A 24,265-nucleotide genomic window follows, 5' to 3' on the forward strand; every position below is an offset into this window, starting at 1 on the left:
CTCAAATGGAAGCAGCCGTTCCAGACGACCAGGACGCCGGCGCTGCCGCCGAAGCCGGCAACGGACCGTAGGTCCGCGCCAGACACTGTTCGTAGTCGAGCGGCGGCGTCCAGCCAAGCGTGTCCCTCAGCTTGCGATTGTCGAAGCGCAGCGGCTTGAGCATCGCGTCGAATTTCTTGGGCGTCAGGATCGCCGGCACTTTGGTCGCCCGCCTGAACACGGTCGCAAACGCCAGCCGTACGATGCTGCTGGCGAGCCAATGCGGGATGGGCAACCGGAGGCCGCGCTCGCCGGTGCCGCGCATGTAGTCCGACAGATAAGTCCAGACCCGCTCGCCGGGACCATCGACGACGTTCAGCGTCTGGCCGATCGCCCGCGGATCTGCGGCGGCCAGCGCGAACACGTCGGCGCAGTTCTCGACATGGGTCATGGGGATGCGGGTCAGCGGCCCGATCACGACGTGGTGCCGCCCGATCTGCTGGCCAAGCGCCGCAAGATAGCCGTGACCGCGTCCCCAGATGAAGCCGGGACGTAGGACGGTGAGGTCCCAGCCGTGCTTCTCGACGTAACGGCGTGTCACCCGCTCCTGCCACCATTTGGCGACGGTGTAGCCGCCGCGGGTGTAGACATCAGGTGTCTGCTGGAGCGGTGCGCTTTCGTCGAGGATATCGCGCGTCGCCGTGTAGTCGTAGACCGAGAAGCTGCTGCACAGCACGAGCCGGCGGCAGGCGCTGCCCGCCATCGCCTCGAGCAGCCTCTCGGTGCCGCCTACCGTGCCGGCGAATTGCGCGTCCTCGCCGCCGGAGACCACCGCCGCCAGATGGATCAGCACATCCGCATTCTCGAACGCGCTAACAAGGTCGCGCGAGGTGCGCAGGTCGGCCCTGACGATGTCGACCGAGGACGGCCAGCCCAGCCCGTCGACGCGGGTCGCCGGGCGCACCATGGCGCGAACCTCGATGCCGCGGGCGAGCAGCGCATCGACGACATGCCGGCCGAGAAAACCATTGGCGCCCGTGACCAGGGCTTTCATATCGCCAGCTCCCTCATGTCCGCCTGCTTCGTCGGCTTCATCGCTTCGATCATCCGATTGACCGCGAGGACGTCCTCCATCGTGATCGGCAAGGATGCTCCCGAGCCAAGCGCCTGATAGGTGCGAGCGAGGCACTCCCACAGCCCCTCATAGGCGCCTGGGCCCTTGAACTTGCGCAGCAGGGTCGACAGCGCGGCACGACGGATGTCGCGGCCCTCCTCCAGTGCGCTGAAGAATGGGCGCAGCGGCTTCGGCACGTTGCGGGGGCCGTCGAACGTCAGCCGCGTCTCGAACAGATTGGCGGTCGCCTGCATCCGCTCGCCATAGACCCGCAGCCAGAACGCGTCGGGCTGAGCGCTCGCGCTGAAGCCGAGCGTCGCCGTGCCGCGCTCGGCCTCGACGACGCTGCGAAACTCGTCGAACGGCAGCGGCGACGGCTTGCGCTTGCTCCAGACGGTATGCGCCTTGCGATGCGGGCCGACGAATGCATGTGACAGCGAGGCGAGATGCGGCAGGAAGTCGGCGATCGCCCCGCCCGCAAGGCTGAGCGCCGGATGCGGCGAGTTCGGATCGGCAAAACCGTCGGGACCGAGGATGTCGAGGCAGATCTGCACGTCGACATGGGTGACGGCGCCGAACTCGCCGGTCTCGATGCGACGCAGGATCTCCTGCGGTGCCCGGTTGAAGACGTAGTTGTAGTCCTCGACGACATGGCGGCCGGTCTGCTTGGCGCGCAACGTCAGGGTCTGCAGCTCGTCGAAGGTCGAGGTCGCGGGCTTCTCCACGATCACATGCGCGCCGGCCTCGAGCGCGTCCATCGCCAGCCGAAAATGCGAGGTCGGCGGCGTCGTCACATGCACCACATCGGGCCGGACGGTCTGCAGCATCGCACGATGATCGGTGAACCAGGACGGAATGGCGTAACGCTCGGCTGCGGCCTCCGCCGTCGCCGGCGACAGATCGCAGATGCCGACCAGTTGAACGCCCGGCAAACTGTTGAGGCAGGCCAGATGCTGGCGGGCGATCTGCCCTGCCCCGATGAGCGCGGCCTTCATCACGATCTTGTCTCCAGGATCTCGCAGTAGAAGTCTTCAAGCGCCTGGGCCGCCGCGCTCCAGGCATATTTCTCGACCGCCACCTGTCGCGCCGCGCCGCCGATCCGCGCCGCGAGATCGGGCTCGGCCAGCAACCGATCGACCGCATCCGCAAAGGCGTCGGGCTCGTCTGCGATGAGGATGTCGCGCCCGGGCATGGCCTCGATGCCCTCGGCTCCCAGGCTGGTCGAGACGATCGCCTTGCCCATCGCCATGGCCTCGACGATCTTCAGCCGCGTGCCGCCACCGAGCCGCAGCGGGACGATCACCGCCGCGGCCGCGGCGAGGTGCGGCCGCAGGTCCGGCACGAAGCCGGTCAGCTCGATCCGCGGCCCGGCCAGCGCCGTCAATGCCGGCGGCGGCCGGCCGCCGATGATCTTGCAGCGCGCATCGGGATGCCGGGCGGTGATACGAGGCCAGATGTCCCGCACGAAATGCGTGACCGCATCGATGTTCGGCACCGTCGACAGCAGGCCGAAATAGACCAGCGTCCGGCCGTCGGGCGCGGGGTCGGTGCTGCGCGGCTGATAGAAGTCGATATCGGCGGCGTTGGGAATGACCGCAGTGCGGGCGTTCGGAATGTCGTCATGCAGACGCTTCTCGTCGTCCGCGCTGCACAGATAAACGCCATCGGCTTCGCGATAGGCCGCGATCTCCTCGCGGCGCAGCTTGCGCCAGTTCGCACCGGCGTAGAGCCGGCGGCCCAGGCTCGCACCGGTGGCGGCGAACTGCCGCGCCAGATCATAGGCGATCTCATGCGAGTCCACGATCAGCCGCGGCGGCGGCGCGCCGGCCGGCGCCTGACGGAACATGCAGTGGCCGAGATAGGGAAATTCGAGATTGACGATGTCGAACGGTGTCGTCCGCAGCACCCGATCCAGCGCCCGCTGCAGCTCCGGCAGGGCCACGCGCAGCCGATCGAAACTGCGCAACGAGACCAGCGAGCGCAGCTGCAGCAGCCGCTTCGCCAGACCGTCACGGCCGTAGGGGTTCGGCACCAGCACCACGTCGCGGCAATAGGCCTGCATGGCCCGCCGACACTCGTCGATGTCGAAGGCGTCATCGACCAGCATCACCGCCGTGAGGTCGTGGCGGCGCGCGAGCTGGGTCATCAGCCCGTGCATGCGCGCCTGTGCCCCGAACCGCGGCGGGCTCGCCGGCATGTGCGAGACGCTGAGGATGCTGAGCCGCCGTCGGTCGGCGAAACCGGCTGCGGACCATTCGGGTTCGCGCTGCGCCGACGGCGCAGGAGCCGCCTCCATCACATCCAAGTCCGGGTGGTTGTCGCTGGCCATGACCATTTAAATCATTTAAATCACGGGATGTTTTATATGGGGTATTCAATGATTGCGATAGTTAATCGCGACGTGCGGTGCTGTCCGAGCCTCCTTTCGCTTCCTCTCAGCGTTTGCCGGCGAAATCCTGCACGATCGTACCTGCGATCCTGAGCGGCTCGCGGACCCGGAACATGCCGACGACGATCGCGAGATAGAGACAGCCGCAGAAGCAGCCGGACAGGAACATGCGCAGGAGGGCGGGATAGCCCGCCAGAAGCGCGGCTTGCAGCCACCAGCCGGCAGCTGCGGTCGCGACGGCGCCGATGGTCTGCGGTCCGACGGCCCGGATCACGACCTCCGCACCGATGCCGATCGGACGTCCGGCATACATGACCGACGGCAGGGCGATCAGCGAGTATCCGACCACGACGCCCCAGGCCACGCCGACCGGACCAAAGGGCAGCCCCACCAGCACCGCAACGACCTGCGCGACGAGCGAGATGATCCCCCAGGTCTGCCACCGGTCCGCCCTTCCGAGCGACAGATGCAGCCAGCCCTGCGAGCCCTCGACGACGTGCGAAATGCCGCGCAGCGCGATGATGCTGAGCAGCGCTCCCGCAGCCTGCCACTTCTGCCCGAGCAGGACGACGGTCAGGTCCTCGGCGGTGACGGAGAGGATCGCCGCCGCCGGCATCAGGAAGAAGGCCAGGATCGAGAGCGCCGCCTCGTACTTCTGCCGCAGCGCGACCGGATTGGTCTGCAGCTTGCTGAGCGCCGAGCTTCCCACCGCATGCGTCTGATTGAGCGCCGCATAGATCGAGTTGTCGTACAGGTTCATCGCATTCTGGTAGTACCCGACCTGATCGGGCCGGTAGAGCAGACCGAGCGCGATCCGGTCCACCGCCCGTGACAGCGTATAGGCCACGGTGAATCCGACCACATGGAGGCCAAAACGCACCATCGATCGCACCTCGGCGTCGAACACCGGCGCGCTGGGCCGCCAACGGCAGGCCGACCACGCGGCGACCACGACGCAGATCGATGTCACGACGGGGCGAATGACCAGCGCCCAATAGCCGTAGCCCTCGAACGCCATGGCGACGGCGGCAACCGTCCCCGCCAGCGTGCCGAACAGCTGGATCCGACCGATGCGGCCGAATTGCAACGTGCGCCGGAGCAGCGCCATGTGCTGATTGGTCAGCCCGGACAGCACGAAGGTGATCGCGACGCAGAGCGCGATCGGCTCCAGTCGCGGATCACCGTAGACCCAGGCAATCAGCGGACTGGATGCAGCGACGACGATCGCCACCGCCGCGCCGATGCCGGTGCTGACCCAGAACAGGCCGCTGACCTGGGCCGGTGTGATCCTGCTGCGCTGGGCGGTGGCGTCGAGCAAGCCGAAGTCGATCAGGAGCGGCGCGAAGCTCGTCAGCACGGTGATGATGGCGACGAGCCCGAAATCCTCCGGCGCGAGCAGCCGGGCCAGCACGATAGCCGCTCCGATCTGGAGCACGGCATTGCCGTATTGGATGACGATGGAAATCAGACCTCCGCGCAACGCGCGGCGTCCGAGATCGTTCGACTCCCGATGTTCCTCGAAATAGGCGGCGACGGCTTCCGACATCTCCGTTCAATCGCTTTCAAACATTGCAACCAACTTTCCTATTCCCAGTCACGGCCAAACAGATCCGTACAGGGCAATGAAACATCCGATCGTCGAAATGCAGCCGGTATAAAATCGTCCGCAGCCGAAACATGGGCCGCCGGGGAGCGATGACGCCACTTTGTGGCGGAGAAAAGGATTGAAACATCACTGCGCCAACAATGCCGGCTCGCGATTTAATTCATGCTCGCGCGCCACCCCCGGACCGGCCGCCATCTCGGCCAGCCTCTTCAGCCGATCCTTGCGTGCAGCGACGCCCGGCATCGGCTGCAGACCCGTGGTCCCCAGGATCGTCTCCCATCGATACACCCAGTCGTGCCGCATCAAGGTCTGGGCCATGCCGGCTCGCCGCATCCGGTCCTGTCGGACCGGGTCACCGTCCAGCTCCCTGATGATCCGGTCGATGTCGGGCGACGTGTGCGGCACGTCGACCATCGCCTCGGGCCAGTCGAACAGCCGCGGAAAGAGTTCGTTGTCGGGACGCTCGCCGAGCATGATGGCTCCCGATGCCGCGCCCTCGAAATACCGGTAACCGAACTCGACCTGCCGCCCGGTCTCCTGCGGCTCGTCGAACTTGCCGGGATTGACCAGAAAATACCTGCTCCTCTTGGCGAGGCTTGCCATCTGGGCCCGGTGCTCCCGGAGGTCGATGGCCTGGCTGCCGCCGATCGTGTCGTGGAGATAGAACAGGCCGCTGTCCCGCGCCATCGTGAGCAGCGTTTGGTGCGTGACGCGGGAGCGGCGCCCCATGCTGAAGACGTCGATGACCCTTTCGGGGGGATCGGGATAGGGACAAAAGCGGATCGCGTCGATGGCGAGCGGAAGATGCACGCATGCCTGGCCGATCTCCTCGCTGAGCGGCTGCACCGTACTGATCTGGAACGGCATCACGACGTCGAACTTGGCGAGTATCTTCAGGAAATGCCGGTGCTTGGCGATCTCCTTCACCCAGAGCTCGTCCAACAGACACACCGAGGTCCTGCACGCCCCTCTCAGATCCTCGATCGCGTCGAACATGATCAGATCCTGCGGGAATCCGCAGATTGCAAATAGAACGTCGTATTGCTGCTGTGGCCTGATCCGCGCGATCCCGGGGTTCAACAGCACCGGAGCGTGGTAGCCCAGACGGGTGGCGAAGCTCGCCCGTCTGCGCGACGGATCGAGCTCGGGCGCGAACAGCTCGGCGGAATCGATCTCGCAGATGATGTCCTCGAACTCGACGTGGGGACCGCGATTGAGCGCTTTGCCGAAGATGTTTCGGAGTGAAAAGACGGCGATGCGGGGCTTGCCCGGCTGCGAACTCATGACGCCTCACCCTGGATTTTCGGATCACTTGCTGCGGCGCTGTCCGGAGAAGGCGGCGACGTCACGATGACCAGACCGGCGTCCAGCGCGATCCGCGCGGCGGCCTCGATGCGCGCGAACGGAACGTCGGCACGGATCGCCATGTCGAGCAGGCTGTGCCTGCCATCCGCCAGGTTGAGAACCCAGAGGAGGTCCATCTGCGTCGCGCCACCTGCCTCGCGCTGGCCGGCAATCGCGCGATACAGCCCGCGCCGTCCCAGTTGCGGCTCCCCTCGCCCATCGACGCGCTCATAGATGCAGTCACGATCGAGCAGATCCACCACCTCCTCGACGACGGCGTAGGATTGGTCGAGACAGCCTGGCTTGACGAAATTCAGATTGTCGGCCGATGTGTGATATTCGGGGAATGTGCCGTGCACGCCGCGCATCAGGCACCCGACCGGTAGATCGAATCCCGGTGAGCAGAACTGCCGCTCGTCATATCCATAGGGACTGAACGGCAGAATCTCGTGAGGATGGCCTGACTGCTTCAGAACATGTGCGACGGCGCGATCGATGGTCGCGCCCCGTCGGCTTTGCTTGTAGTGAAATCCACTGGGGTCGCCGAGACAGGTGAGGACGAGGCCGTGTTCGACACGGTCGAGATCCCACTCGTTGCGATCGAGCCATGCAAGCGCGCCGATCGTTGCCGGCAGGAATAGAAATCGATACCCGAGCCGGCGGGGCCGTTGCGCTTGCCGCATCGCCAGCGCCGTCATGACGGCAATCCCTGAGAGATTGTCGTTAGCGAGACTCGGATGGCAGACGTGGCAGGTGATCAGGACTTCCTTGTCCGTCTGTCCGGGGACGAAGAATTCGCCGTAGGTCAACGATCCCTGCGAGAGCTCGCTGTCGATCTCGACGCGGTAGCTGTCGTCCGTCATCTCCCGCCAGAGACGATCCGGCAGGCAAAAGCCCCAATCGTCGGCATAATAGCCGGTCCGGTATGGAATGAGATCAGGCTGCTCCGGCAAGGTATAGACGTGCTTCGCAAGCTCAGCGCGGCTGAGCACCGCCTGGACCGGCCTGCTGTAGCCCATCACATGCAGATTGTTGTCGGCGAAGTCGACGAGACGGCGACCGGACAGGGTCGAGATCGTCGCGCGACGAATGTTCCACTCCGCCGGCACATGCCAGTCGAGGACGGGCGTTCCGGACGGCACTTCGTGAATCACGAGGTCGACATAGCGTGAGACGATCTCGAGCGTCTGACGGACCCCAGCTCCCGTGAGGCTACGGTTGATTGGAAACAGCTCCGTAATCAGATCATGGAGATCGATCGCCGGCGCCCGCGGCCCAATCGATGATGTGAGGATGTCCAGCATGACCTGCGAACCTTGCATCATCCGTCAGGCCGATGCCTGCGCGGCATCGGCTGCGAGACCGCCGGTCGCCAGCGGCACGATTGTCGGCTGATAGATCAGATGATCGCGGGGCGCCCCGTCCTGATCATACGGCGCGACGACCTCCTCAGGCAGCCGCGCGAGGTCGGTCACCCGCAGGAAGTCGCGCAGGTTCGTGCCCGTGGACTCCGAGTCGACGTTGACGGCGCCGTGCCTGCGGCTGACGTCGGCAAAATGCACGGTGCGGAAATCGATGCTGAACCGCGTCACGCCCGATGTATTCGGCACCGACGAATGAAGATGCGCTCCGGAGAAGATCGTGACACCGCCGCTCGGCGCAATCACCCGGATCTGCGGATCCAGTGCTATCTCCTGCTCCGGCTTCGGCTGCACCCGTGTATCGGTCTTGATGTGCTGCGCCGCCGATGCCCGCGAGGTCCGGTTCCACTCGTAATAGTTATAGTTTCTGGAGCCGTTCTTGATCGCTTCGTCGAAATAGCGCGGGTGGAATGCAAGGCCGTTGTCTGGCGCGATGTCATACACCGGCAGCCACCAGTTGAGCTGGCACGGCGGCGCCGAGTACCAGGTGTCGCGATGAGGGTGGAATGCGAATGCGATCCCGGTGGTGAGATAGTCGTCGCTCGTTGCCGACCGCAGCCGCGGCACGTCGAAATAGGTCAGCTCGGGATCGCAGCCGAGCTCGCGGAGCGTTCCCTGCACAAGCTCCTTCGACCGGGCGTGATGAATGAGGAACGGCTTCAGCTTGGCGAGGATCTCGACGTATCGCTCGACAGGGAGCTCGAACTGCGCCGTCCGCGGATCGTAGGGATGAAACGCCTCCTCGATCAGCTCCCTGGCGAACGCAACCAGCGCATCGAGCGAGGGCGTCGGCGAGTACAGGAACAGCGCACCCTCGTACAGTTTCTGGCGCCGCTCGTCATCGGGCATGATGGCATCAACGAAAATGTTCGTCATTCCGTGATCCTCCTCGACAAATAGTCAGAACGTTCGAGGCGATCGGGCCGCTCCGGGGCCGCCAGATTCCTCCCCCAAGACACCGAGCTGCCGTCATGCTGCTTCACCACAGCTCCCGCTCAGCAAGCGAGGGCCAGGCGGCATCCTTGGCCGACAACACCGTCACCGGCTGCGGCCATCGGATGCCGATCATCGGATCGTCGTGCCGGAAACCGTCCGAGAGCTCCTCGACATAGTCCTCACCCATCAGATACTCGACCGTCACGTCGTCGGTCAGCGTCTGGAAGCCATGGGCAAAGCCCGCGGGGACGTAGAGCATCCGCGCCGTCGAGGGACCGAGCTCACAGGCATAGACCTCGCCGCGCGTCGCGGAACTCGGCCTGATGTCGACAATGACGTCGTGAATCAAGCCGGCGCTGCAGCGGACGATCTTGGCGTCGGGCTTCGGCGCGCGCTGGAAATGCATGCCGCGGACGGTGCCGCGGAGACGGGTCACCGAGCTGTTGCCCTGCACCGGGATAAACGCGATGCCCTGCTCCGCAAAGGTCTTCGCGCACCAAGTCCGCGTGAAGCTGCCGCGCTCGTCGGAGCGAACGGTAAGCTCGATCAGCCGCGCATCCGACCGTCCCAGCTGGACAAACCTCATGGCTCAAAACTCTTCGCGCAATCGTGCGGCAATGCCCTGCTCTACTCCTCGATGGTCGCCTTGGGGACCGGCACGATGAACCGGCCGCCCCAGTCGCGGATGGCCGCCATCTGGGCCTTGATCTCGCTCTTGATGTTCCACGGCAGGATCAGGACGTAGTCGGGCTTGGCTTCGAAGATCGCTTCCGGCGGCAGGATCGGAATGCGAACGCCCGGCATGTAGCGGCCCTGCTTGGACGGGGCGCGATCGACCGTGAAGTCGAGGAAATCGGTGCGGATCCCGCAATAATTGAGCAGCGTCACGCCCTTCGCCGGGGCACCGTAGCCGACGATCTTCTTGTTGTCGCGCTTCAGTGCCGTCAGCAGCTCGAGCAGAGCCCGCTTCGTCTCTTTGACCTGCTCGTTCCAGGCCATATAGATCGCGTCGTCATGCAACCCATAGGCCCGCTCTCGTGCCAGGACGTCGGCGACGTTCGGGCTCTCCGCATGAGCGGCGCCCTCGTGACAGACGAAGAACCTGATCGAGCCGCCATGCGTTTCCGGGAGCTCGACGTCGAAAACGCGCAAGCCCGCCCGTGCGAAGATGCGCAGGCCCGCGATCAGCGACAGATAGGAGAAATGCTCGTGATAGATGGTGTCGAACTGATGCCGCTGCATCAGGGTCAGTAGGTGCTGGACCTCGAAGGTCGCGACGCCCTCCGGCGCCAGCAGAATTTTGACGCCACCGACGAAGTCATTGATATCAGGAACGTGCGCGAGCACGTTGTTGGCCGTGAGGAGATCGGCCGACCAGCCCTCCTCCCGGAGGCGGGTCGCATAGTTGCGGCCAAAGAACTCGATGCGGGTCTCGATGCCCTTGGTACGTGCAGCCAGCGCAACACTTTCGCAGGGTTCGACGCCAAGGCAGTCGATCCCCTTCTGGAGGGAGTATTGCAGCAGATACCCGTCATTCGACGCGATCTCGACATGCCGCGAGGCAGGACCGAGCTTGAAGCGATCGGCCATGGCTTCGACGTAGCGCCGCGCGTGCTCGAGCCATGAGGTGGAGTGCGAGGAGAAATAGGCATAGTCGGCGCGGAAGATCTCGGACGCGGCCAGGAGGTCGCGTGTCTGCGCCAGACGGCACTCGCGGCAGACGAAGGTCTCCAGCGGATAGAATGGCTCCGCGCGCATGTAGTTGGCCGGATCGATGTAGTCGTTCGCAACCGGCGAGGCACCGAGGTCGATCAGCTTGAGGGTCAGGTCGTCGCCGCAGTGCCGGCACTTGGGCGCGACGCCGACGGCGGTGGGAAGGGTCAGTTCCATGGTATCTCCGTCACTGTCTTTGCCGGCCGAGGCGAAGCGTCTGCCCCGGCGCGATCACGTCCATTGCAGCCTGTCGTTGATCCTGGCCGTCTCCATGTGGTCCTGCAGGACCTTGAGACGGATCAGATCGGACGAGCGAAACTCGGCATCCTTGAACTGCATTCTCTTGAGACCCTCGACCAGGTTCTGGATCGACTGGTCCAGGGTGACCTGCGGTTGATGATCGGGTGCGAGGGAGCGGTACAGGCCGAAATCGACCTTGTAGGAGCGGCTGTCCACCGGCGCGGAGGTGTTGATCGATACGCTGGTCCCGGGCACTCGCGCAGCCACCGCATTGGCGAGATCCTTGACCTGGTAGTTGCGGTCGTCGGAGCCGGCATTGATGGTGAGGAAGCGGCCGCCCGTCGCCGCCGGCCGGTCAATCGCCCAGTCGATCGCCCGCGCCATGTCGGCGACATCGATCAGAGGGCGCCAGGGGGTGCCGTCGGAGAGCACGCTGATCTGGCGACGGGTGAGCGCGCAGGCCACGAAATCGTTGAGGACGAGGTCGAGCCGCAGCCGATCCGACATGCCGCAGGCCGTCGCAAAGCGCAGACAGGTAATGGTCATGCCGGTGTCGATCGCGGCGAGTTCCTGCTCCGATCCGATCTTCGACTTGGCGTAGGCCGTGATGGGATTGAGCGGATCGCTCTCCTTGCGCGGCGGTCCGTCGGCGATGCCGTAGACGCTGCAGCTCGACGCGAACACGAAATTCTTCACACCAGCCGCCGCAGCCCTCCTGGCGAGCGATACGGTGGCGTTCTGGTTGACGTCGAGAGTCACCTCCTGGAAGCGATTGCCCATCGGATCGTTGGAGATCGCCGCCAGCTGGACCACGGCGTCATAGCCACGGAGGTCGAGCGACATGTCGCGGACGTCGCCATGGATCTGCTCGTCGAGACATCGCTCCGGAACAACCGGCGCTCCGGTCAGGCAGTGCGCGAAATAGGCGTTGTCGAAGCCGTGTAGCGTCGCATCCGGGCGCTGCGCCCGCAGATGCCGCGCGACGACCGGACCCACATAGCCCATGTTTCCGGTGATCAGTACCTTCAAAATCGCACCCTCTATGTCACCAACCAAAACGAGAATTTAAATCACCCTCCAATAGATTATAATTTAATTTTCTAGCCAGCGTCCAGTGAATCCGTCAGCAAGCGACGTCGCCAGCCGTTTCCTCCGGCGCGGCACACAAAACTCCGGGAAAACCCGTGCATTTACCCCGATCCGCCTGATGTCGCGACCATCCGGCCGGCGCGGCATCAGGCACCCTCTTGATTTAATTAATTGACTCAAATTAAATAACGGCACAAAAGGGACAAATGTTGACCGCAGATCTCGGCAGCTTTAATTCGATCCCTGGCAAATGAGGCGTCCCGCGCGGGATGCCCCACCCGCATTGATGACGCATTGATTTAAGCATTGAAAGACAGAGCATGACACTATCCGCCGGCGACTGGGTCGAAGTGCGCAGCAAGGATGAGATTCTGGCGACGCTCGATGCCAACGGGCGTCTCGAAGGGTTGCCGTTCATGCCGCAGATGTTCAAATGGTGCGGCCAACGCTTCCAGGTCTACAAGCGCGCTCACAAGACCTGCGACACGGTCACCGGATACAACACCGGAGAATGGCTCGGCCGGCGCCTTCCCAACGCGGTGCATCTGGAGCACCGCTGTGACGGCGAGGCTTATGGCGGCTGCCAGGCGGCCTGCCTGATCTTCTGGAAGGAGGCGTGGCTCACCCCGGTGGATGCGGCCAAACCCGCGCCGGCCGGCCCGCACGATGCGGCTGCGCTTCAGCCGTCCGGCGGATGCACGGTGCGCGCGGTGTGGGACGCGACGAAGTCGCCGGACCAGCAGCCGGGAAAAGGCCCGCGCTACGCCTGCCAGGCAACCGAGCTGCCGACCTACACCCAGCCGCTCAAATGGTGGGACGCCCGGCAATATGCCGAGGACGTCGCGTCCGGCAATGTCTCGCTCGCGAAGATGTTGAAGGGCTTTCTCTACTTCGCCTATGTCGGCGCCACCATGGCGCGCCGTCCGCGGCTCGGCCGGCCCGCGCGCTGGATCTACGACCGCGTCCAGTCGCTGTGGGACGGCGTCCCGTTTCCGCGCAAGCGCGGAGATCTCCTGACGGACAAGGACGCGCCGATCGCCGATCTCGGGCTGCAGCCCGGCGATCTCGTCCGCGTCCGCCCGCACAAGGACATCCTGGCCACCATCGACAAGCAGACCAACAACCGCGGCATGGGCTTCGACGCCGAGATGGTGCCCTATTGCGGAAAGGTGTTCCGGGTGCGAACGCGCGTCGAGAAGTTCATCGACGAGCGCACCGGCTACATCCGGCGGATGAAGACACCGGCCGTCATTCTCGACGGCGTCTATTGCCAGTCGCGCTACAGCGAGAACCGATTGTTCTGCCCGCGCGGCATCTATGCGTGGTGGCGCGAGGTCTGGCTGGAGAAGGTGCCGGCCACCGCAATCGAGCGTCCGCCGGCAGAGGAGATCGTCGAACTTCCCCGACGGGCGGCCGGCTGACCGCCGGCCGCAGCCACGCATCGCGGCCAAGCGCCGATCATCTCCTCGCAGATCGGACATTGATGCGTCCTCCGCGAGGACCTCGCGGACGGCGGCTTCGGCCGCCGTTCACCCCAAGGACAGCTTGCGCACGACGAATGCCTCGGCATAGCGCTCGGCGGCGCGGCACTCCATGCCCCGCAGTCGCGCCAGACCCATGAACGTCTCCGGATCGAACCACTGCTTGGAGCGCTGGCTGCCGAAATGCGCCATCAGCAGCGCAACCTTCCGCTTCATGATCCGCTCGGAGACGGGCATGTAGAGATTGGGCCGTCCGAGATCGCCATCCCATTTCGGAATCTCGTACTCCAGGACGAGATGATCGCGGAACGTGTTCCAGACCAGGCGGTTGACCTGCCGATGATCCTGATGGGCGTCGTCGCGGCGGTGAGCGAGGATGACATCAGGATTGATCCGGCCCTTCAGCTGCTCGAACCAGGCCTTGATGTCCTCGCCTTGCTCCGGGAAGAAGCCGTCGCGGAACTGCATGATCTCGAGATTGCGGCCGGCGGCTTCGGCAAGGAAATCGTCGGCAGACGCCCGCGCCTCGACGCCGCGCTCGCCATTGCCGCTGAGCACGCACCAATGAACATCCAGGCGGACGCCCTGGTCGAGCCAGGACAGCAGCGTGCCTCCGGCCCCGATCTCGATGTCGTCGGAGTGCGCGCCGAGACACAGGACCGACAGCCGGTCGCCGCGACCGGCGAGCTGCAGCGCCCTCATCCGTTCACCACCGCCGGAAGGTTGGCGCCGAGCTGCCAGGGCGTGTCGCCGCGCTCGATCATCTCCTCGAGCACCTGGCGGTCACGGAGCGTGTCCATGGCGCGCCAGAACCCTTCGTAGCGGTAGGCCATCAGCTCGCCGCGGTCGATCAGCCGCTTGAACGGCTGCACGACGAGCTCATCACCCTCGTCGATATAGTCGAATATCTCCTTGCGGAAGATGAAGTAGCCGCCGTTGATCCAGATGTTGGAATCGTTGCTCGCTGCCATGCGGCCCACGGTGCCGTCGGCGTCGAATTCGGCGAGGTGAAAGCTGATCGGCGGATGGATGGCGATGAAGCAGCCGATCTTCCCGCTGCGCTTGAAACGATCGATCATCTCCGGCAGCGGCGCGTCCGTCAGGCCGTCGCTGTAGTTGGCGAGAAAGATCTCCTCGCCCTCGACCATGTGCCGGACCGCCCGCAGTCGCTGGCCGATGTTGCGCCAGATTCCGGTGTCGACCAGCGAGACCCGCCAATCCGGGGGGCGATCGCCCAGCAGCTCGACCTTCTTGCCGAACTGCGAGATCGTGCAGTCGGTGGCGGACGCCTGATTGTAGTTCAGGAAATAGTCCTTCACCACATTGGCCTTGTAGCCCAGGCACAGAACGAAATCCCGGTGCCCGTACTGGCTGTAATACTGCATGACGTGCCAGAGGATCGGCTGGTGGCCGATCGGAATCATCGGCTTCGGAATGCTCTCGGAATATTCCCGGATCCGCGTCCCGAGCCCTCCACAGAATAATACGACCTTCATGGCGCGACGTCCTTCGGGTTCTCAATCTTTGAAATGAGCATCATAATCTTCCAATCTCGCCGGCCGGCCTCGAAGACAGCTCGCCGTGCCCTCGCTTCGCCCTCCCGGCTGCACGAGGAAAACCTCCCCTGCATTCGGTCGGCTACGGACGTGTCACCCGCGTCGCGGGCGCCCGGCACCAGATTAATAATCCAATTATATCTCTTTTTAAATGCCATTCTTGGCCACCCGCATTGAAATATCCGTTTCACGAACATTAAATCGTCACGCGGGCATTGCCAGGACCGACTTCGAGGGGGGCGAGCGCCCTCGTTTCCGTCCTCCAGAACCGGCATTCCGGCGTCACCGGCCTCGTCGCGGTATCGGGAGATGTCCTACGGCGCGAATAAATCCCAATGGCATTTTTTAATTGTTTAAATTAAATGCCAAAACATATAATGACGGCTAATCGCTATTTAACCGAGTTTCGAACACCGACATCCCATGCATTACGTGGATCAGCCCAAGACTCTCGATCGAAATGGCATGCCGGCCGTCCTCTTGGAACGACAATTCCAAGGGCGGAAATGGCCCGTCCACTACGACTCGGTGGAGCCCTTCGCGATCGCGGCGGACATTGCAACGATTACCATGTCGAGCGTCCTGTCCGGGTTTCTGTATCATCTGCAGGATCCGGCGGGAGCCAACGACGTCAGTAAATCGCTCGGATTGGCGATCCTCGTGTCGGCGCTGTTCGTCTCGCTGATGAAGATCCGCGGGATGTACCGGCCGGCCGAGCTCCTGATCCTGCCGCGCCAGATCCGCGCGGCCTGCCTGACCTGGGTCACGGCGTTCCTCGTGCTGGCCGGCGCGCTGTTCGCGCTCAAGATCGGGAGCGAATTCTCGCGCGGCACCAGCATCGTATTCGCGATGTTCGGGCTCGCGGCGCTGATCCTGCATCGCCGCACCACCGCATATCTGCTGGCAAAGGGGCTGGCGGAGAGACGATTTTCCGGCCGAAACATCGTTCTGATCACCGATGAAGCAAGCAAGGACAACGCCGGACTGACCCAGGTGCTCACCGACACCGGCTTTCGCGTCCAGCGACACTTCCTGCTTCCTGAACCCGACGCGGATCCGGATCAGCGGCAGCGGATCGTTTCGAGCGTGATCGATTATGTGCGCGGCTCCGATATCGAAGAGATCGTCGTTGGCGCCAATCCCGAACCCTGGTCCGATCTGCGAACGCTCGGCGCGGAGCTGAGAGTCCTGCCGTTTCCAGTGAGTTTCGTGCCGGTCGGAACGGCTTCGGACATCTTCAAGCGGCCGTGCCGCGAGCTCGGCAATGCGGTCTGCATCGAGCTGCAGCGCGGCCTGCTGAGCCCGCTCGAACACGCCACCAAGCGGCTCATGGATGTCATGCTGGCGGGCATCGCGCTGGCATTGATGTCGCCGCTACTCCTGCTGGTGGCGATCGCCATCAAGCTCGACTCGGCCGGGCCGGTGCTGTTCCGGCAGCAACGCTGCGGATTCAACGGCCGATCTTTTCAGATCTACAAGTTTCGCACGATGTCCGTTCTCGAGGACGGGCCTTCGATCGTCCAGGCCCAGATCGGCGACAGCCGGTTCACCCGGCTCGGGACCTGGCTGCGCCGGACCAGCATCGATGAGCTGCCGCAGTTGCTCAACGTCCTGGACGGCAGCATGTCCCTGGTCGGCCCCCGCCCCCACGCATTGGCGCACGACAACGAATTCGACAAGCTCGTGCGCAACTACGCGTTCCGTCGCCGTGTCAAGCCCGGACTGACCGGCTGGGCGCAGGTGCATGGCTGCCGCGGCCCGACGCCCACGCGTGCGTCGATCGAACAGCGCGTCGAATTCGACCTCTGGTACATCGACAATTGGAGCCTGTCGCTCGACGTCGCGATCCTGCTGAGGACGCCGATCGAGCTGATCCGCGGCAACAATGCCTATTAGGCGCATTCGCAACGGATGATGATCGCGAGCCAATCGGCGGAGCCGTACAGGGCAGATCGGACGGGCCCACTTCGGTCAGGTCTTGATCGGCGGATCGCGACGTTGCGGCGTCAAACCGCTCACATGTCGTTCGTGGATGCTGAGAGGGCGAATCAGGCCCAGTATCGACGCGCAGCGTCGCTCAACTATCGGCTCGGCGAGCTTGATTGAAGCTACCCCGATCAGGCGCGCTGACGGCGACTTTTCGAAGCGCCAGCCCCATTGATCGCAAATTCCTCGATCCGATGCCCGGTCTTGATCGCTGCCACCAGCCAACGCGGCTGCTTGCCTCGGCCGGACCAGGTCTCGGAGGTCTGTGGGTTGCGATACTTCGGCAGGACCCGGGGATATTTCCGCCGCGCCTTGCCGCTGGTGGTGTAGGACTGCCCACCCTCGCTGCCGGCGCCTTCGATGGCACCGCGGCTGCGGTTGAGAACCGCCAGACGACGTTCGAGCTCGCGCTTCTCCGATGTGATCCTCACGGCGAGGATCTGACTGATCTGCTCATGGAGAGACCAGAGGTCATCGAAAGACATCGCCTCGAAATCGATCTTCTTGGTGGACATGCAGCGACCTTTGTCTGTGATCTCTATCCTGCCGAATTAACGTCATATAATTCGGTATTTCGTTCCGCAAGTGGCTCACGCTCGGAAAAACTGAATATTTGAGTTTATACCAACCCGGCTAGACCTAATGGTTGTAACTCAAACAATTATCAACCTGCAACCCCCTTTTCCGAAATTGTGTCGCACCGCCTCCAGATTGTGGCAACATTCGTCTGCACGCTGAAAGAAGTCGCCGAATCAACACGATTTGCAGCGGATTCGCTGCGTATTGAGGCAAGATCGCGTCAAAGTGACGTAGGTTTGATGATCGAACGGTGCCGAATTCGGTCGCTGAACATTTTCACCGCGACATGTTTTTCAAAGCTGCCGCGAGAGCTTACAACCTATTTGGGCGAGCATCCCGATAACCCGGATCGAGATATTTTTGCATGCGCACAAAATGTCGCGAGCTGGTTTAATTGAGCCCGCACCGTGAACATGCCGCAAAGCCGCCGACATCGATTCGGCGAATCAAGCGCCTTCGCCAAACACGGGATCTTCAGGCGCGCTCATGCGAATCAGACTCAAACACGTCGCGCCGACGGCATCCGGGGTCGCGCGGCGTGAGACAGGCACACCACCGGCAGCGGAAACTAACTGCCGCGCGATCGGCTGTGGCGTGGAGGACGGCTGCGGCCCCCCCCCCCGCGGCCCGATCCCCCGCCCACCGGTGACATGGTTTCCGGCCGGCACCGTCTCGGGGCGCCGTCTTTGCGCGATACGACGGCTGAAGAACGTCCAGATGACGTCCGGCCGTCGCTGCCAGCGACAGCAGCACTGGGCGATCTGATGCGCCGTCGGGGTCGATGCTGAGCGGCTGTCGCCTCGCGCCGGCAACCGGCGCGACCATGACGGCCGGCCGCCGCACCGATCAATTTCCGATGCGATTATTTCTGCTGCCTGGTCCGACCCGGCACCGCCGGCTGGGGCGCGATCAAATGAGCCGTCCCGCGGCGGCGCCGCGTGGCCATCGGGCGACGCCTGGGAGCCGCGGACTTCTTCGCGCGCTTGCCCAGGCTGCTGCTGATGGATTGGATCTCCTCGAGCAGGGCATCACAAAGCTCGATCTGAGACCGCAGCGCGGATTGCTGCGAACGGCCCGACGATGGCCGGCCGAAACGTGATTTCGCAAGGCGCATCTTATTCAGCGATTTCAGGACAGCATTCAGAGCGCCACCGCCGCCATCCGTCTCAATATCCTCGATCAACGCGGTACCAAGCTCGTCACACAAGGACGGACCCCACTCATTGGCGAGTTTTGAGGGATTTTCCTCGAGTTCCGGCAAACCGTCATCGCGACGATGCACGGATTCGATTTTAGAAATTAAATTAACCACTCGCGACAAGTTAATTTACCATCTGACAGCAAGACATTAAATACTTCCGGCACTCGCTACGGTTTGCAGTAAAATGCTACCGCATTGCCAGAAAGGACTTATTAAGCACCTTTGGTCCGGTACAATTGAAGCTTTAGTTTGTTCAGTCTACCGTTTTATGTCTCCGACCGCGCGGAATCGTCTGGACACGATTAATTTAATTTCAGATCACGTAAAAAACACGGTGCGGAACTGCCCATTTAATCGTCTGCGCGATGATCGACACTCCCGAACACGGCTGGGGCGGGCGCCAGCCGTCGGAACGAGCAAGGCCCGCATCAACCATCGCGGCCGCCATCTCGCGCCAAGCTTGACCATGAAGCGGCCGAGCGGGGCGTCCAGCGCCCTTCGGAGACGCCGAGGAAGGGGCCGAGGTTACCACACCATGGGCCGTTCCGGCGCTCCGCACACCAGCGCGCGGCGGTACAGCACGCCCCGGGGCGTCTGGACGGCGACACGCCGAATGCACCCGGGATGAATCGCGAGATTGTAATGAAACGGAGTGGCCTCGAATGCCCCGTGCAGCCGGCAGAGTCTGCTGAGATCCGGCCCGCACTCCGTCAGCGGATAGAGGCCGCGCGCGGACGCGGGATCGGATAGGCCCGTGAAGGCGATCGCGAAAGCAGCTGCGGCGATCCTGATCACGTTCGACAATTGCGTGCTCCGTTGCAAAGAGCCTCGAGGGCTGGCGCAGCAGCATAGACTTGATCGGCGGCCTTGGACAGCCGGCCGCCCGCTTGCGGTCCCGACACGCCCCGTCCGATGGCCTTGGCTCACCGATTCGCTGCGCGGACCGCGATGTCGTCGCCCCCTGCTTGAGCGAAGCGACTCGGGCTAACCGTTGCGCAACGGCTTTGTGCTTAAAATTGCTCGGCTCCTGTTAGGTGGGACGGATCATCCGTCCACCACGGGACCTCCGGCGGCGTTGTCAGCCCGTTGCGGTAATATGGTAAGGTCAGACTGTGACCTAATTGGCACGGCCGGGCAAAAGCGGACCAACCCGCACGGCGGTGCGCTTTCGTCCAGTATGGCCGCCGGGTAGGTTGAAATATGTGGACGTTCTCCCTTCTTGGTGGAGGGAGCAGCGTGGGGAAACGTATTTTTGCTGTATTCGGGGATGGGTTTGAAGGCCTTGATCAATCCGCCCGGGTCGACCGGCGGCGGGGGGTCTCCTGTGCGCAACAGCGCAGAGGACCCGAGCGGCTTTCATAGCCTTTGCCGTGGCTCGCGCGCGCTCCTAACTCTGGTGATCTTGGCGCTTCTGCCAGCCTGTTCCTTGCTCCCCGGAACAGGACCGACCAGCGACGCAGTGAACGACAATGCCACGGCCAGCGTGCGGTCGAACACGGCGCTTCCCTATGCGCTGGTCGACGTCAGCCCCGAGACGATCGGCTTCCTGTCGCAGCCCAACATGGTCACGTTCCAGGGCGTGTTTCCGGACAAGCGGCCGAAGCCGGTGCAGGTCGCCGGCATCGGCGACGTGCTGAACGTTTCCATTTTCGAAGCCGCCCCAGGCGGGCTGTTCACGCCGCCCACGGCCGCCGGCGCCCGTCCGGGCAACTTCGTGGATCTGCCGGCGCAGGCGGTAGACCAGCAAGGCAATATCCGGGTTCCCTATGCGGGCGAGATCGCCGCCGCCGGCCGGACTCTGCCGCAGATCGAGCAGGACATCGTCTTCCGGCTCCAGAAGCGCGCCCTCGAGCCGCAGGTCGTCGTCAGCCTGAACCAGCAGCATTCCAGCGTGGTCAGCGTGCTTGGCGACGTCAATACGCCGGGCGTGCTGGCCCTCAACAGCGTGGGCGAACGCCTGCTGGCGGTGATCGCACGTGCGGGCGGCCCGAAGCACGAGGCCATCGAAAGCTACGTGACCCTGCAGCGAGACGGCAAACGTGTGCGCGTGCTGCTCAGCCGCGTGGTGCAGGATCCGCGCGAGAACATCTTCATCCGCCCGAACGACGTCGTCTACATCACGCGGGAATCCCCCACCTTCACGGCCCTCGGCGCCCTCAATCAGAACGTCTTCGGCTTCAATTCCGAGATTTCGTTCGATACGGAGACGCTGACGCTGGCCCAGGCGATCGGCAAGGCGGGCGGCCTGAACGATCAGCAATCGGATCCAGCCGAGGTCTTCCTCTATCGCTACGAGGAACGCCCGCTGCTGCAGAAGCTCGGCATCGATACCAGCCGCTTCATCTACGACCGCATTCCGACCATCTACCACGTCAACCTGCGCGATCCCTCCGGCATGCTGCTGGCCTCGGGCTTCCAGATGCGCAGCAAGGACGTGATGTACGTCGCCAACGCCAAGGTCGTCGATTACTACAAGCTGCTGACCCTGATCAACAACACGGCGACGACGACGTCCAGCACGGCCACGGCGGTGACCAACGTCAACACGGCGACGAAGACCAGGTGGTGAAGCACACCGACGGGCCGGTAGCGGCCTGAACAGGCGCCGGAACGTCGAGGGTGCGGCTGGACCAGAGCCCGCCGCGCCGCTCGATGTTGCGGTATCGGACGGCGATCGCGTGACAAGCCGTTACAATCCGGCCAATCACCGCGACCAAACGACACCGGCGGTGCATCCGCCCGCGACATCCAACGCACAGTATCCCTCTGCAGGCGACGCGATCGCCGGCGCGAACGAATTGGGAGACTGACGTGAAGACATCCATCGCGACCTTTTTGCTCGTGGCAGTCCTTTCGGCGGCAGCCGCGGTCGACGCGAATGCCTGGACCCGCAGCGGCTCGGTCGCCGGACCGCGCGGCACCACCTCATTTGGCGGCTCCGGCAGCTGCTCCGGCGGCGCCTGCGCCTGGCAGGGTGGCGGCACAGGTCCCGCCGGCCGCAGCTGGTCGCGCTCCGGCTCCGCGAGCTGCAGTGACGGCAGCTGCACCCGGCAGGGCCAGGGCACGGGACCGCGCGGCAACTCCTACAGTTACAGCCGCACCGTCACGCGCTGAACGGACGCCGTAGCGTTGCTGCTCGCGGCCTCCCTGAAGCATCGATGTCGCCGGTCCGCCTGCCTCTCCGGGGCGGACCGGCGCGCCGCCTCCATTCGATGAGGTCGGATGCGCGCCATGCCCATCTTCTCTTCCCTGCCGCCGTCGACGCGCATGATCGTGCTGCTGACGGCACTCGGCTTCATGACGCTGGAATATGGGCTCGGCCGGCTCGCAGGCCGCGAGACTCACGACCCGCGCGAGACCGCAGCCTCGTTCGCCATCGCGATCGGACAGCATCTGATCCGCGCAATGGTCGCGCTCGTCGCGGCCTTTCCCTTCACCATCGCCTATCGCGACAGGATCTTCGATTTCGACGCGAGCCGGCCGCTCGCCCTGCTCGCATTGTTTCTCGCCAGCGAGTTCGTCTACTACTGGCACCATCGCGCCTCGCATCGGGTTCGCTGGCTGTGGGCCACGCATGCCGTGCACCACTCTTCGACGCATCTGAACCTGACCGCCGCCATTCGTCTCGGCTGGACGAGCGAGATCTCCGGTCATTTCCTGTTCTATCTGCCGCTGGCGCTGCTCGGCTTCCATCCGCTCGCCATCATCGGCATGCTCGGCGTCAATCTTCTCTACCAGTTCTTCATCCATACAGAGCTCGCGCCGCATCTCGGTCCACTCGAATATGTGCTGAACACGCCGCGACATCACCGCGTCCACCACGCTGCCAACGAGTCCTGTCTCGATCGCAACTATGGCGGCGTGCTCATCATTTTCGACCGGCTGTTCGGTAGCTTCGCCGAGGCCCCGGCCGGCGAAACCTTGCGCTACGGCCTCGTCGGCGTTGCGCCGAGCTTCAATCCGTTGCGGATCGCATTTGGCGAATGGATTGCGATCGCCCGCGACCTCGCGGCAGCCCGGAGCTGGGCGATGCGGCTGCGCGTGCTGGCCGCTGCGCCCGGACAGAAGCTCCACCGCGGGGAGTCACCCGACAGCCGAGAAGGATGCTCATGACGTCACATCTCCGATCGTTCATGGCCGCCATGGCGGCGGCTCTGCTCGTCTCGACCGCGGCGGTCGCCGCGGAGCGCGGCATCACCATCGACACACGCGACGGTCCGCGTCATGCGCTGGTGATGACCACGGGCAAGACGCCGCAGCCGACTGTGATCGTGCTCCATGGCGCGCTCGGCAGCGGCGCCGGCGCCGCGCGCACGACCGGTTTTGCCGAAGCCGCGAGAGCTCATGGCTTCGCCGCGGTCTTTCCCGATGGCCTCGACCGGCAATGGAACGACGGCCGCGACGGCCGCTCCGGCGGTCCCGATGATGTCGGCTTCATCCGCGCCTTGGTGCGGCAGCTCGTCGCCGACGGTACGGCCGACCCCCGGCGCATCTATCTTGCCGGCATTTCGAATGGCGGCATGATGAGCTTCACCCTGGCCTGCAAGGCGCCGGAGCTGTTTGCCGGGATCGGCGCGGTGATCGCCAACATGCCGGATGGCATCGCGCCCTGCGCCGCGCGGCCGGTGCCGGTGGTCATGATCAACGGCACGGCTGATCCGATGGTGCCCTATCGCGGCGGCGAGGTCGGGCTGCGCGGCGGGCGCGGCCGGGTGTGGAGCGCCGAAAAGACGGCGGAGTTCTTTGCGCGGCGCGACGGCTGCGGCGCGCGCCAGGCCGCGGCGCTGCCTCATCGGGATCTCGCCAGCGACACCTCCGTCACGCAACTCAGCTGGCGCGATTGCCAGGTGATCGGCGGCGTGTCGCTGTATCGCGTCGAAGGTGGCGGACATGTCCTGCCCGGCCGCCGCCCGCTGGCGCCGCGCCTGCTCGGCCCGAGCAATTTCGACATCGATGCCGCCGAGGTCATTCTCCGCGCGTTCGATCTCGCGCGCACGCTGTAGTCCGGCAAGTCCGCCCAGGCTCCGACCGTGCGGAGACGGCGCGGTCACCAGTGCGCGCGCGAGCTCAGGCGGCGATCGTCGGCGTGGTGTTCGGCTCGCGCGGCAGCTCTGCCTCGCCGTGCGAGGGAAGATTCTCGCCGCGGATGCCGAGCGGCTGTCCGATCCACAACGCGTGCGCGGTGTGATCGGCCAACGGCTCCGTCGTATTCGGATGCACCAGCACGCTGAGGCGGCCATGATTGAGCATCAGCCATGGCACCAGCACTGGAAATACGTCGACCGTGAAGGCAACTTGATACATCGGCCGCTCGTGAGGCCCGACCAGCGCATCATGCCAACGCCCGAGCGTCACGAGGAAGCGGTCGGCCATCCACTGCCGCAGCTGTGCGGCTTCGGTTCGAGTGGCATCATCGAAATAGATGTGGGCATGAAAGCTCGCAATTGCGCTCAGACGATGCGGCTGCCCCGCCGAGGTCGTTTCCATCCGCGCCTCTCGATCATTTTCAATCGCGTCGGCCGCGCGGGCGAACCGATGCGGCATGGTCATCCTATGACCTTGCCCCTCGGGCTTAATCCAGCTTGAAGTTCGTTCTGGCCCCAACGAGGACCAGAGCATGAAGCGCAGCCG

The 24,265-nt window shown here is 64.1% G+C and carries 22 protein-coding genes; 6 read left to right on the forward strand and 16 right to left on the reverse strand.

The window, feature by feature from the left end; genetic code table 11:
* Nucleotide 1 precedes the first annotated feature (1 nt).
* The 10 genes from QW881_RS31675 to QW881_RS31720 all read right to left on the reverse strand — a co-directional run bounded on the left by QW881_RS31675 (nt 2) and on the right by QW881_RS31720 (nt 11,771).
* Nucleotides 2-1,033, reverse strand: coding sequence for an NAD(P)-dependent oxidoreductase (locus QW881_RS31675; RefSeq protein ID WP_315758292.1), 1,032 nt, complete (start codon nt 1,031-1,033; stop codon nt 2-4).
* Nucleotides 1,030-2,088: a Gfo/Idh/MocA family oxidoreductase gene (locus tag QW881_RS31680; protein ID WP_315758293.1), complete on the reverse strand. Its 1,059-nt coding sequence runs from the start codon at nt 2,086-2,088 to the stop codon at nt 1,030-1,032. The genes QW881_RS31675 and QW881_RS31680 overlap by 4 nt, the downstream gene beginning before the upstream one ends.
* Entirely contained in the window at nt 2,088-3,422 is a 1,335-nt protein-coding gene (locus QW881_RS31685) for a glycosyltransferase family 4 protein (protein ID WP_315758294.1), read from the reverse strand. The genes QW881_RS31680 and QW881_RS31685 overlap by 1 nt, the downstream gene beginning before the upstream one ends.
* 106 nt (nt 3,423-3,528) lie before the next feature.
* Nucleotides 3,529-5,028: a lipopolysaccharide biosynthesis protein gene (locus QW881_RS31690; RefSeq protein WP_315758295.1), complete on the reverse strand. Its 1,500-nt coding sequence runs from the start codon at nt 5,026-5,028 to the stop codon at nt 3,529-3,531.
* A 186-nt stretch (nt 5,029-5,214) separates the two neighbouring features.
* Nucleotides 5,215-6,372 carry a glycosyltransferase gene (locus QW881_RS31695; RefSeq protein ID WP_315758296.1) on the reverse strand — a complete coding sequence of 386 codons (1,158 nt, stop codon included), beginning with the start codon at nt 6,370-6,372 and terminating at the stop codon, nt 5,215-5,217.
* The gene (locus tag QW881_RS31700; protein ID WP_315758297.1) at nt 6,369-7,736 is read right to left on the reverse strand and encodes a DUF4910 domain-containing protein; all 1,368 of its coding nucleotides are present in this window, start codon (nt 7,734-7,736) and stop codon (nt 6,369-6,371) included. Before QW881_RS31700 ends, QW881_RS31695 begins: the two co-directional genes overlap by 4 nt.
* Before the next feature lie 24 nt (nt 7,737-7,760).
* Nucleotides 7,761-8,729, reverse strand: coding sequence for a phytanoyl-CoA dioxygenase family protein (locus QW881_RS31705; protein ID WP_315758298.1), 969 nt, complete (start codon nt 8,727-8,729; stop codon nt 7,761-7,763).
* A 103-nt stretch (nt 8,730-8,832) separates the two neighbouring features.
* Nucleotides 8,833-9,375, reverse strand: a complete 543-nt coding sequence (locus QW881_RS31710; RefSeq protein WP_315758299.1) for a dTDP-4-dehydrorhamnose 3,5-epimerase — start codon at nt 9,373-9,375, stop codon at nt 8,833-8,835.
* 41 nt (nt 9,376-9,416) lie between these two features.
* Complete coding sequence (locus QW881_RS31715; RefSeq protein ID WP_315758300.1) at nt 9,417-10,679, reverse strand: class I SAM-dependent methyltransferase; 1,263 nt, start codon at nt 10,677-10,679, stop codon at nt 9,417-9,419.
* Between the two features lie 54 nt (nt 10,680-10,733).
* Nucleotides 10,734-11,771: an SDR family oxidoreductase gene (locus tag QW881_RS31720; RefSeq protein ID WP_315739475.1), complete on the reverse strand. Its 1,038-nt coding sequence runs from the start codon at nt 11,769-11,771 to the stop codon at nt 10,734-10,736.
* A gap of 380 nt (nt 11,772-12,151) precedes the next feature.
* Here QW881_RS31720 and QW881_RS31725 point away from each other — a divergent pair, with 380 nt between their 5' ends.
* On the forward strand, nt 12,152-13,252 hold the full coding sequence (locus QW881_RS31725) for a hypothetical protein (RefSeq protein ID WP_315758301.1): 1,101 nt from the start codon (nt 12,152-12,154) through the stop codon (nt 13,250-13,252).
* A 108-nt stretch (nt 13,253-13,360) separates the two neighbouring features.
* Here the strand turns inward: QW881_RS31725 and QW881_RS31730 are convergent, their stop codons facing one another.
* Nucleotides 13,361-14,014 (reverse strand): PIG-L deacetylase family protein, encoded by a 654-nt coding sequence (locus QW881_RS31730; protein WP_315758302.1) that lies wholly within the window; start codon nt 14,012-14,014, stop codon nt 13,361-13,363.
* Entirely contained in the window at nt 14,011-14,808 is a 798-nt protein-coding gene (locus tag QW881_RS31735; RefSeq protein WP_315758303.1) for a glucose-1-phosphate cytidylyltransferase, read from the reverse strand. The genes QW881_RS31730 and QW881_RS31735 overlap by 4 nt, the downstream gene beginning before the upstream one ends.
* A 483-nt stretch (nt 14,809-15,291) precedes the next feature.
* Here QW881_RS31735 and QW881_RS31740 point away from each other — a divergent pair, with 483 nt between their 5' ends.
* Complete coding sequence (locus QW881_RS31740) at nt 15,292-16,764, forward strand: undecaprenyl-phosphate glucose phosphotransferase (protein WP_315758304.1); 1,473 nt, start codon at nt 15,292-15,294, stop codon at nt 16,762-16,764.
* A gap of 221 nt (nt 16,765-16,985) precedes the next feature.
* Here QW881_RS31740 and QW881_RS31745 read toward each other — a convergent pair whose 3' ends face one another.
* The 3 genes from QW881_RS31745 to QW881_RS31755 form a co-directional block, all read right to left on the reverse strand.
* A complete protein-coding gene (locus QW881_RS31745) occupies nt 16,986-17,369 on the reverse strand; it encodes an H-NS histone family protein (protein WP_315739468.1) in 384 nt (127 codons plus the stop codon).
* A gap of 926 nt (nt 17,370-18,295) precedes the next feature.
* Nucleotides 18,296-18,754, reverse strand: a complete 459-nt coding sequence (locus QW881_RS31750; protein ID WP_315758305.1) for a hypothetical protein — start codon at nt 18,752-18,754, stop codon at nt 18,296-18,298.
* Nucleotides 18,755-19,159: 405 nt separating this feature from the next.
* Complete coding sequence (locus QW881_RS31755; protein ID WP_409997705.1) at nt 19,160-19,429, reverse strand: hypothetical protein; 270 nt, start codon at nt 19,427-19,429, stop codon at nt 19,160-19,162.
* 664 nt (nt 19,430-20,093) lie between these two features.
* Here QW881_RS31755 and QW881_RS31760 point away from each other — a divergent pair.
* The 4 genes from QW881_RS31760 (at nt 20,094) to QW881_RS31775 (ending at nt 23,637) form a co-directional block, all read left to right on the forward strand.
* Nucleotides 20,094-21,203, forward strand: coding sequence for a polysaccharide biosynthesis/export family protein (locus QW881_RS31760; protein ID WP_315758307.1), 1,110 nt, complete (start codon nt 20,094-20,096; stop codon nt 21,201-21,203).
* Between the two features lie 242 nt (nt 21,204-21,445).
* Nucleotides 21,446-21,748 (forward strand): hypothetical protein, encoded by a 303-nt coding sequence (locus QW881_RS31765; RefSeq protein ID WP_315758308.1) that lies wholly within the window; start codon nt 21,446-21,448, stop codon nt 21,746-21,748.
* Nucleotides 21,749-21,865: 117 nt separating this feature from the next.
* On the forward strand, nt 21,866-22,747 hold the full coding sequence (locus QW881_RS31770; RefSeq protein WP_315758309.1) for a sterol desaturase family protein: 882 nt from the start codon (nt 21,866-21,868) through the stop codon (nt 22,745-22,747).
* On the forward strand, nt 22,744-23,637 hold the full coding sequence (locus tag QW881_RS31775; RefSeq protein ID WP_316159235.1) for an alpha/beta hydrolase family esterase: 894 nt from the start codon (nt 22,744-22,746) through the stop codon (nt 23,635-23,637). The genes QW881_RS31770 and QW881_RS31775 overlap by 4 nt, the downstream gene beginning before the upstream one ends.
* Nucleotides 23,638-23,701: 64 nt before the next feature.
* Here the strand turns inward: QW881_RS31775 and QW881_RS31780 are convergent, their stop codons facing one another.
* On the reverse strand, nt 23,702-24,121 hold the full coding sequence (locus QW881_RS31780) for a DOPA 4,5-dioxygenase family protein (RefSeq protein ID WP_315758311.1): 420 nt from the start codon (nt 24,119-24,121) through the stop codon (nt 23,702-23,704).
* Nucleotides 24,122-24,265 lie beyond the last annotated feature (144 nt).

The sequence above is a fragment of the Bradyrhizobium sp. SZCCHNS3016 genome, assembly GCF_032484535.1.
In the GTDB taxonomy this organism is placed as follows: Bacteria; Pseudomonadota; Alphaproteobacteria; order Rhizobiales; family Xanthobacteraceae; genus Bradyrhizobium.

What these genes read in the sequence shown, in the direction of transcription:
- QW881_RS31675 (WP_315758292.1), bottom strand. Translation starts at nt 1,033, where the DNA reads ATGAAAGCCCTGGTCACGGGCGCCAATGGTTTTCTCGGCCGGCATGTC.
- QW881_RS31680 (WP_315758293.1), bottom strand. Translation starts at nt 2,088, where the DNA reads ATGAAGGCCGCGCTCATCGGGGCAGGGCAGATCGCCCGCCAGCATCTG.
- QW881_RS31685 (WP_315758294.1), bottom strand. Translation starts at nt 3,422, where the DNA reads ATGGCCAGCGACAACCACCCGGACTTGGATGTGATGGAGGCGGCTCCT.
- QW881_RS31690 (WP_315758295.1), bottom strand. Translation starts at nt 5,028, where the DNA reads ATGTCGGAAGCCGTCGCCGCCTATTTCGAGGAACATCGGGAGTCGAAC.
- QW881_RS31695 (WP_315758296.1), bottom strand. Translation starts at nt 6,372, where the DNA reads ATGAGTTCGCAGCCGGGCAAGCCCCGCATCGCCGTCTTTTCACTCCGA.
- QW881_RS31700 (WP_315758297.1), bottom strand. Translation starts at nt 7,736, where the DNA reads ATGCTGGACATCCTCACATCATCGATTGGGCCGCGGGCGCCGGCGATC.
- QW881_RS31705 (WP_315758298.1), bottom strand. Translation starts at nt 8,729, where the DNA reads ATGACGAACATTTTCGTTGATGCCATCATGCCCGATGACGAGCGGCGC.
- QW881_RS31710 (WP_315758299.1), bottom strand. Translation starts at nt 9,375, where the DNA reads ATGAGGTTTGTCCAGCTGGGACGGTCGGATGCGCGGCTGATCGAGCTT.
- QW881_RS31715 (WP_315758300.1), bottom strand. Translation starts at nt 10,679, where the DNA reads ATGGAACTGACCCTTCCCACCGCCGTCGGCGTCGCGCCCAAGTGCCGG.
- QW881_RS31725 (WP_315758301.1), top strand. Translation starts at nt 12,152, where the DNA reads ATGACACTATCCGCCGGCGACTGGGTCGAAGTGCGCAGCAAGGATGAG.
- QW881_RS31730 (WP_315758302.1), bottom strand. Translation starts at nt 14,014, where the DNA reads ATGAGGGCGCTGCAGCTCGCCGGTCGCGGCGACCGGCTGTCGGTCCTG.
- QW881_RS31735 (WP_315758303.1), bottom strand. Translation starts at nt 14,808, where the DNA reads ATGAAGGTCGTATTATTCTGTGGAGGGCTCGGGACGCGGATCCGGGAA.
- QW881_RS31740 (WP_315758304.1), top strand. Translation starts at nt 15,292, where the DNA reads ATGCATTACGTGGATCAGCCCAAGACTCTCGATCGAAATGGCATGCCG.
- QW881_RS31745 (WP_315739468.1), bottom strand. Translation starts at nt 17,369, where the DNA reads ATGTCCACCAAGAAGATCGATTTCGAGGCGATGTCTTTCGATGACCTC.
- QW881_RS31770 (WP_315758309.1), top strand. Translation starts at nt 21,866, where the DNA reads ATGCCCATCTTCTCTTCCCTGCCGCCGTCGACGCGCATGATCGTGCTG.
- QW881_RS31775 (WP_316159235.1), top strand. Translation starts at nt 22,744, where the DNA reads ATGACGTCACATCTCCGATCGTTCATGGCCGCCATGGCGGCGGCTCTG.
- QW881_RS31780 (WP_315758311.1), bottom strand. Translation starts at nt 24,121, where the DNA reads ATGGAAACGACCTCGGCGGGGCAGCCGCATCGTCTGAGCGCAATTGCG.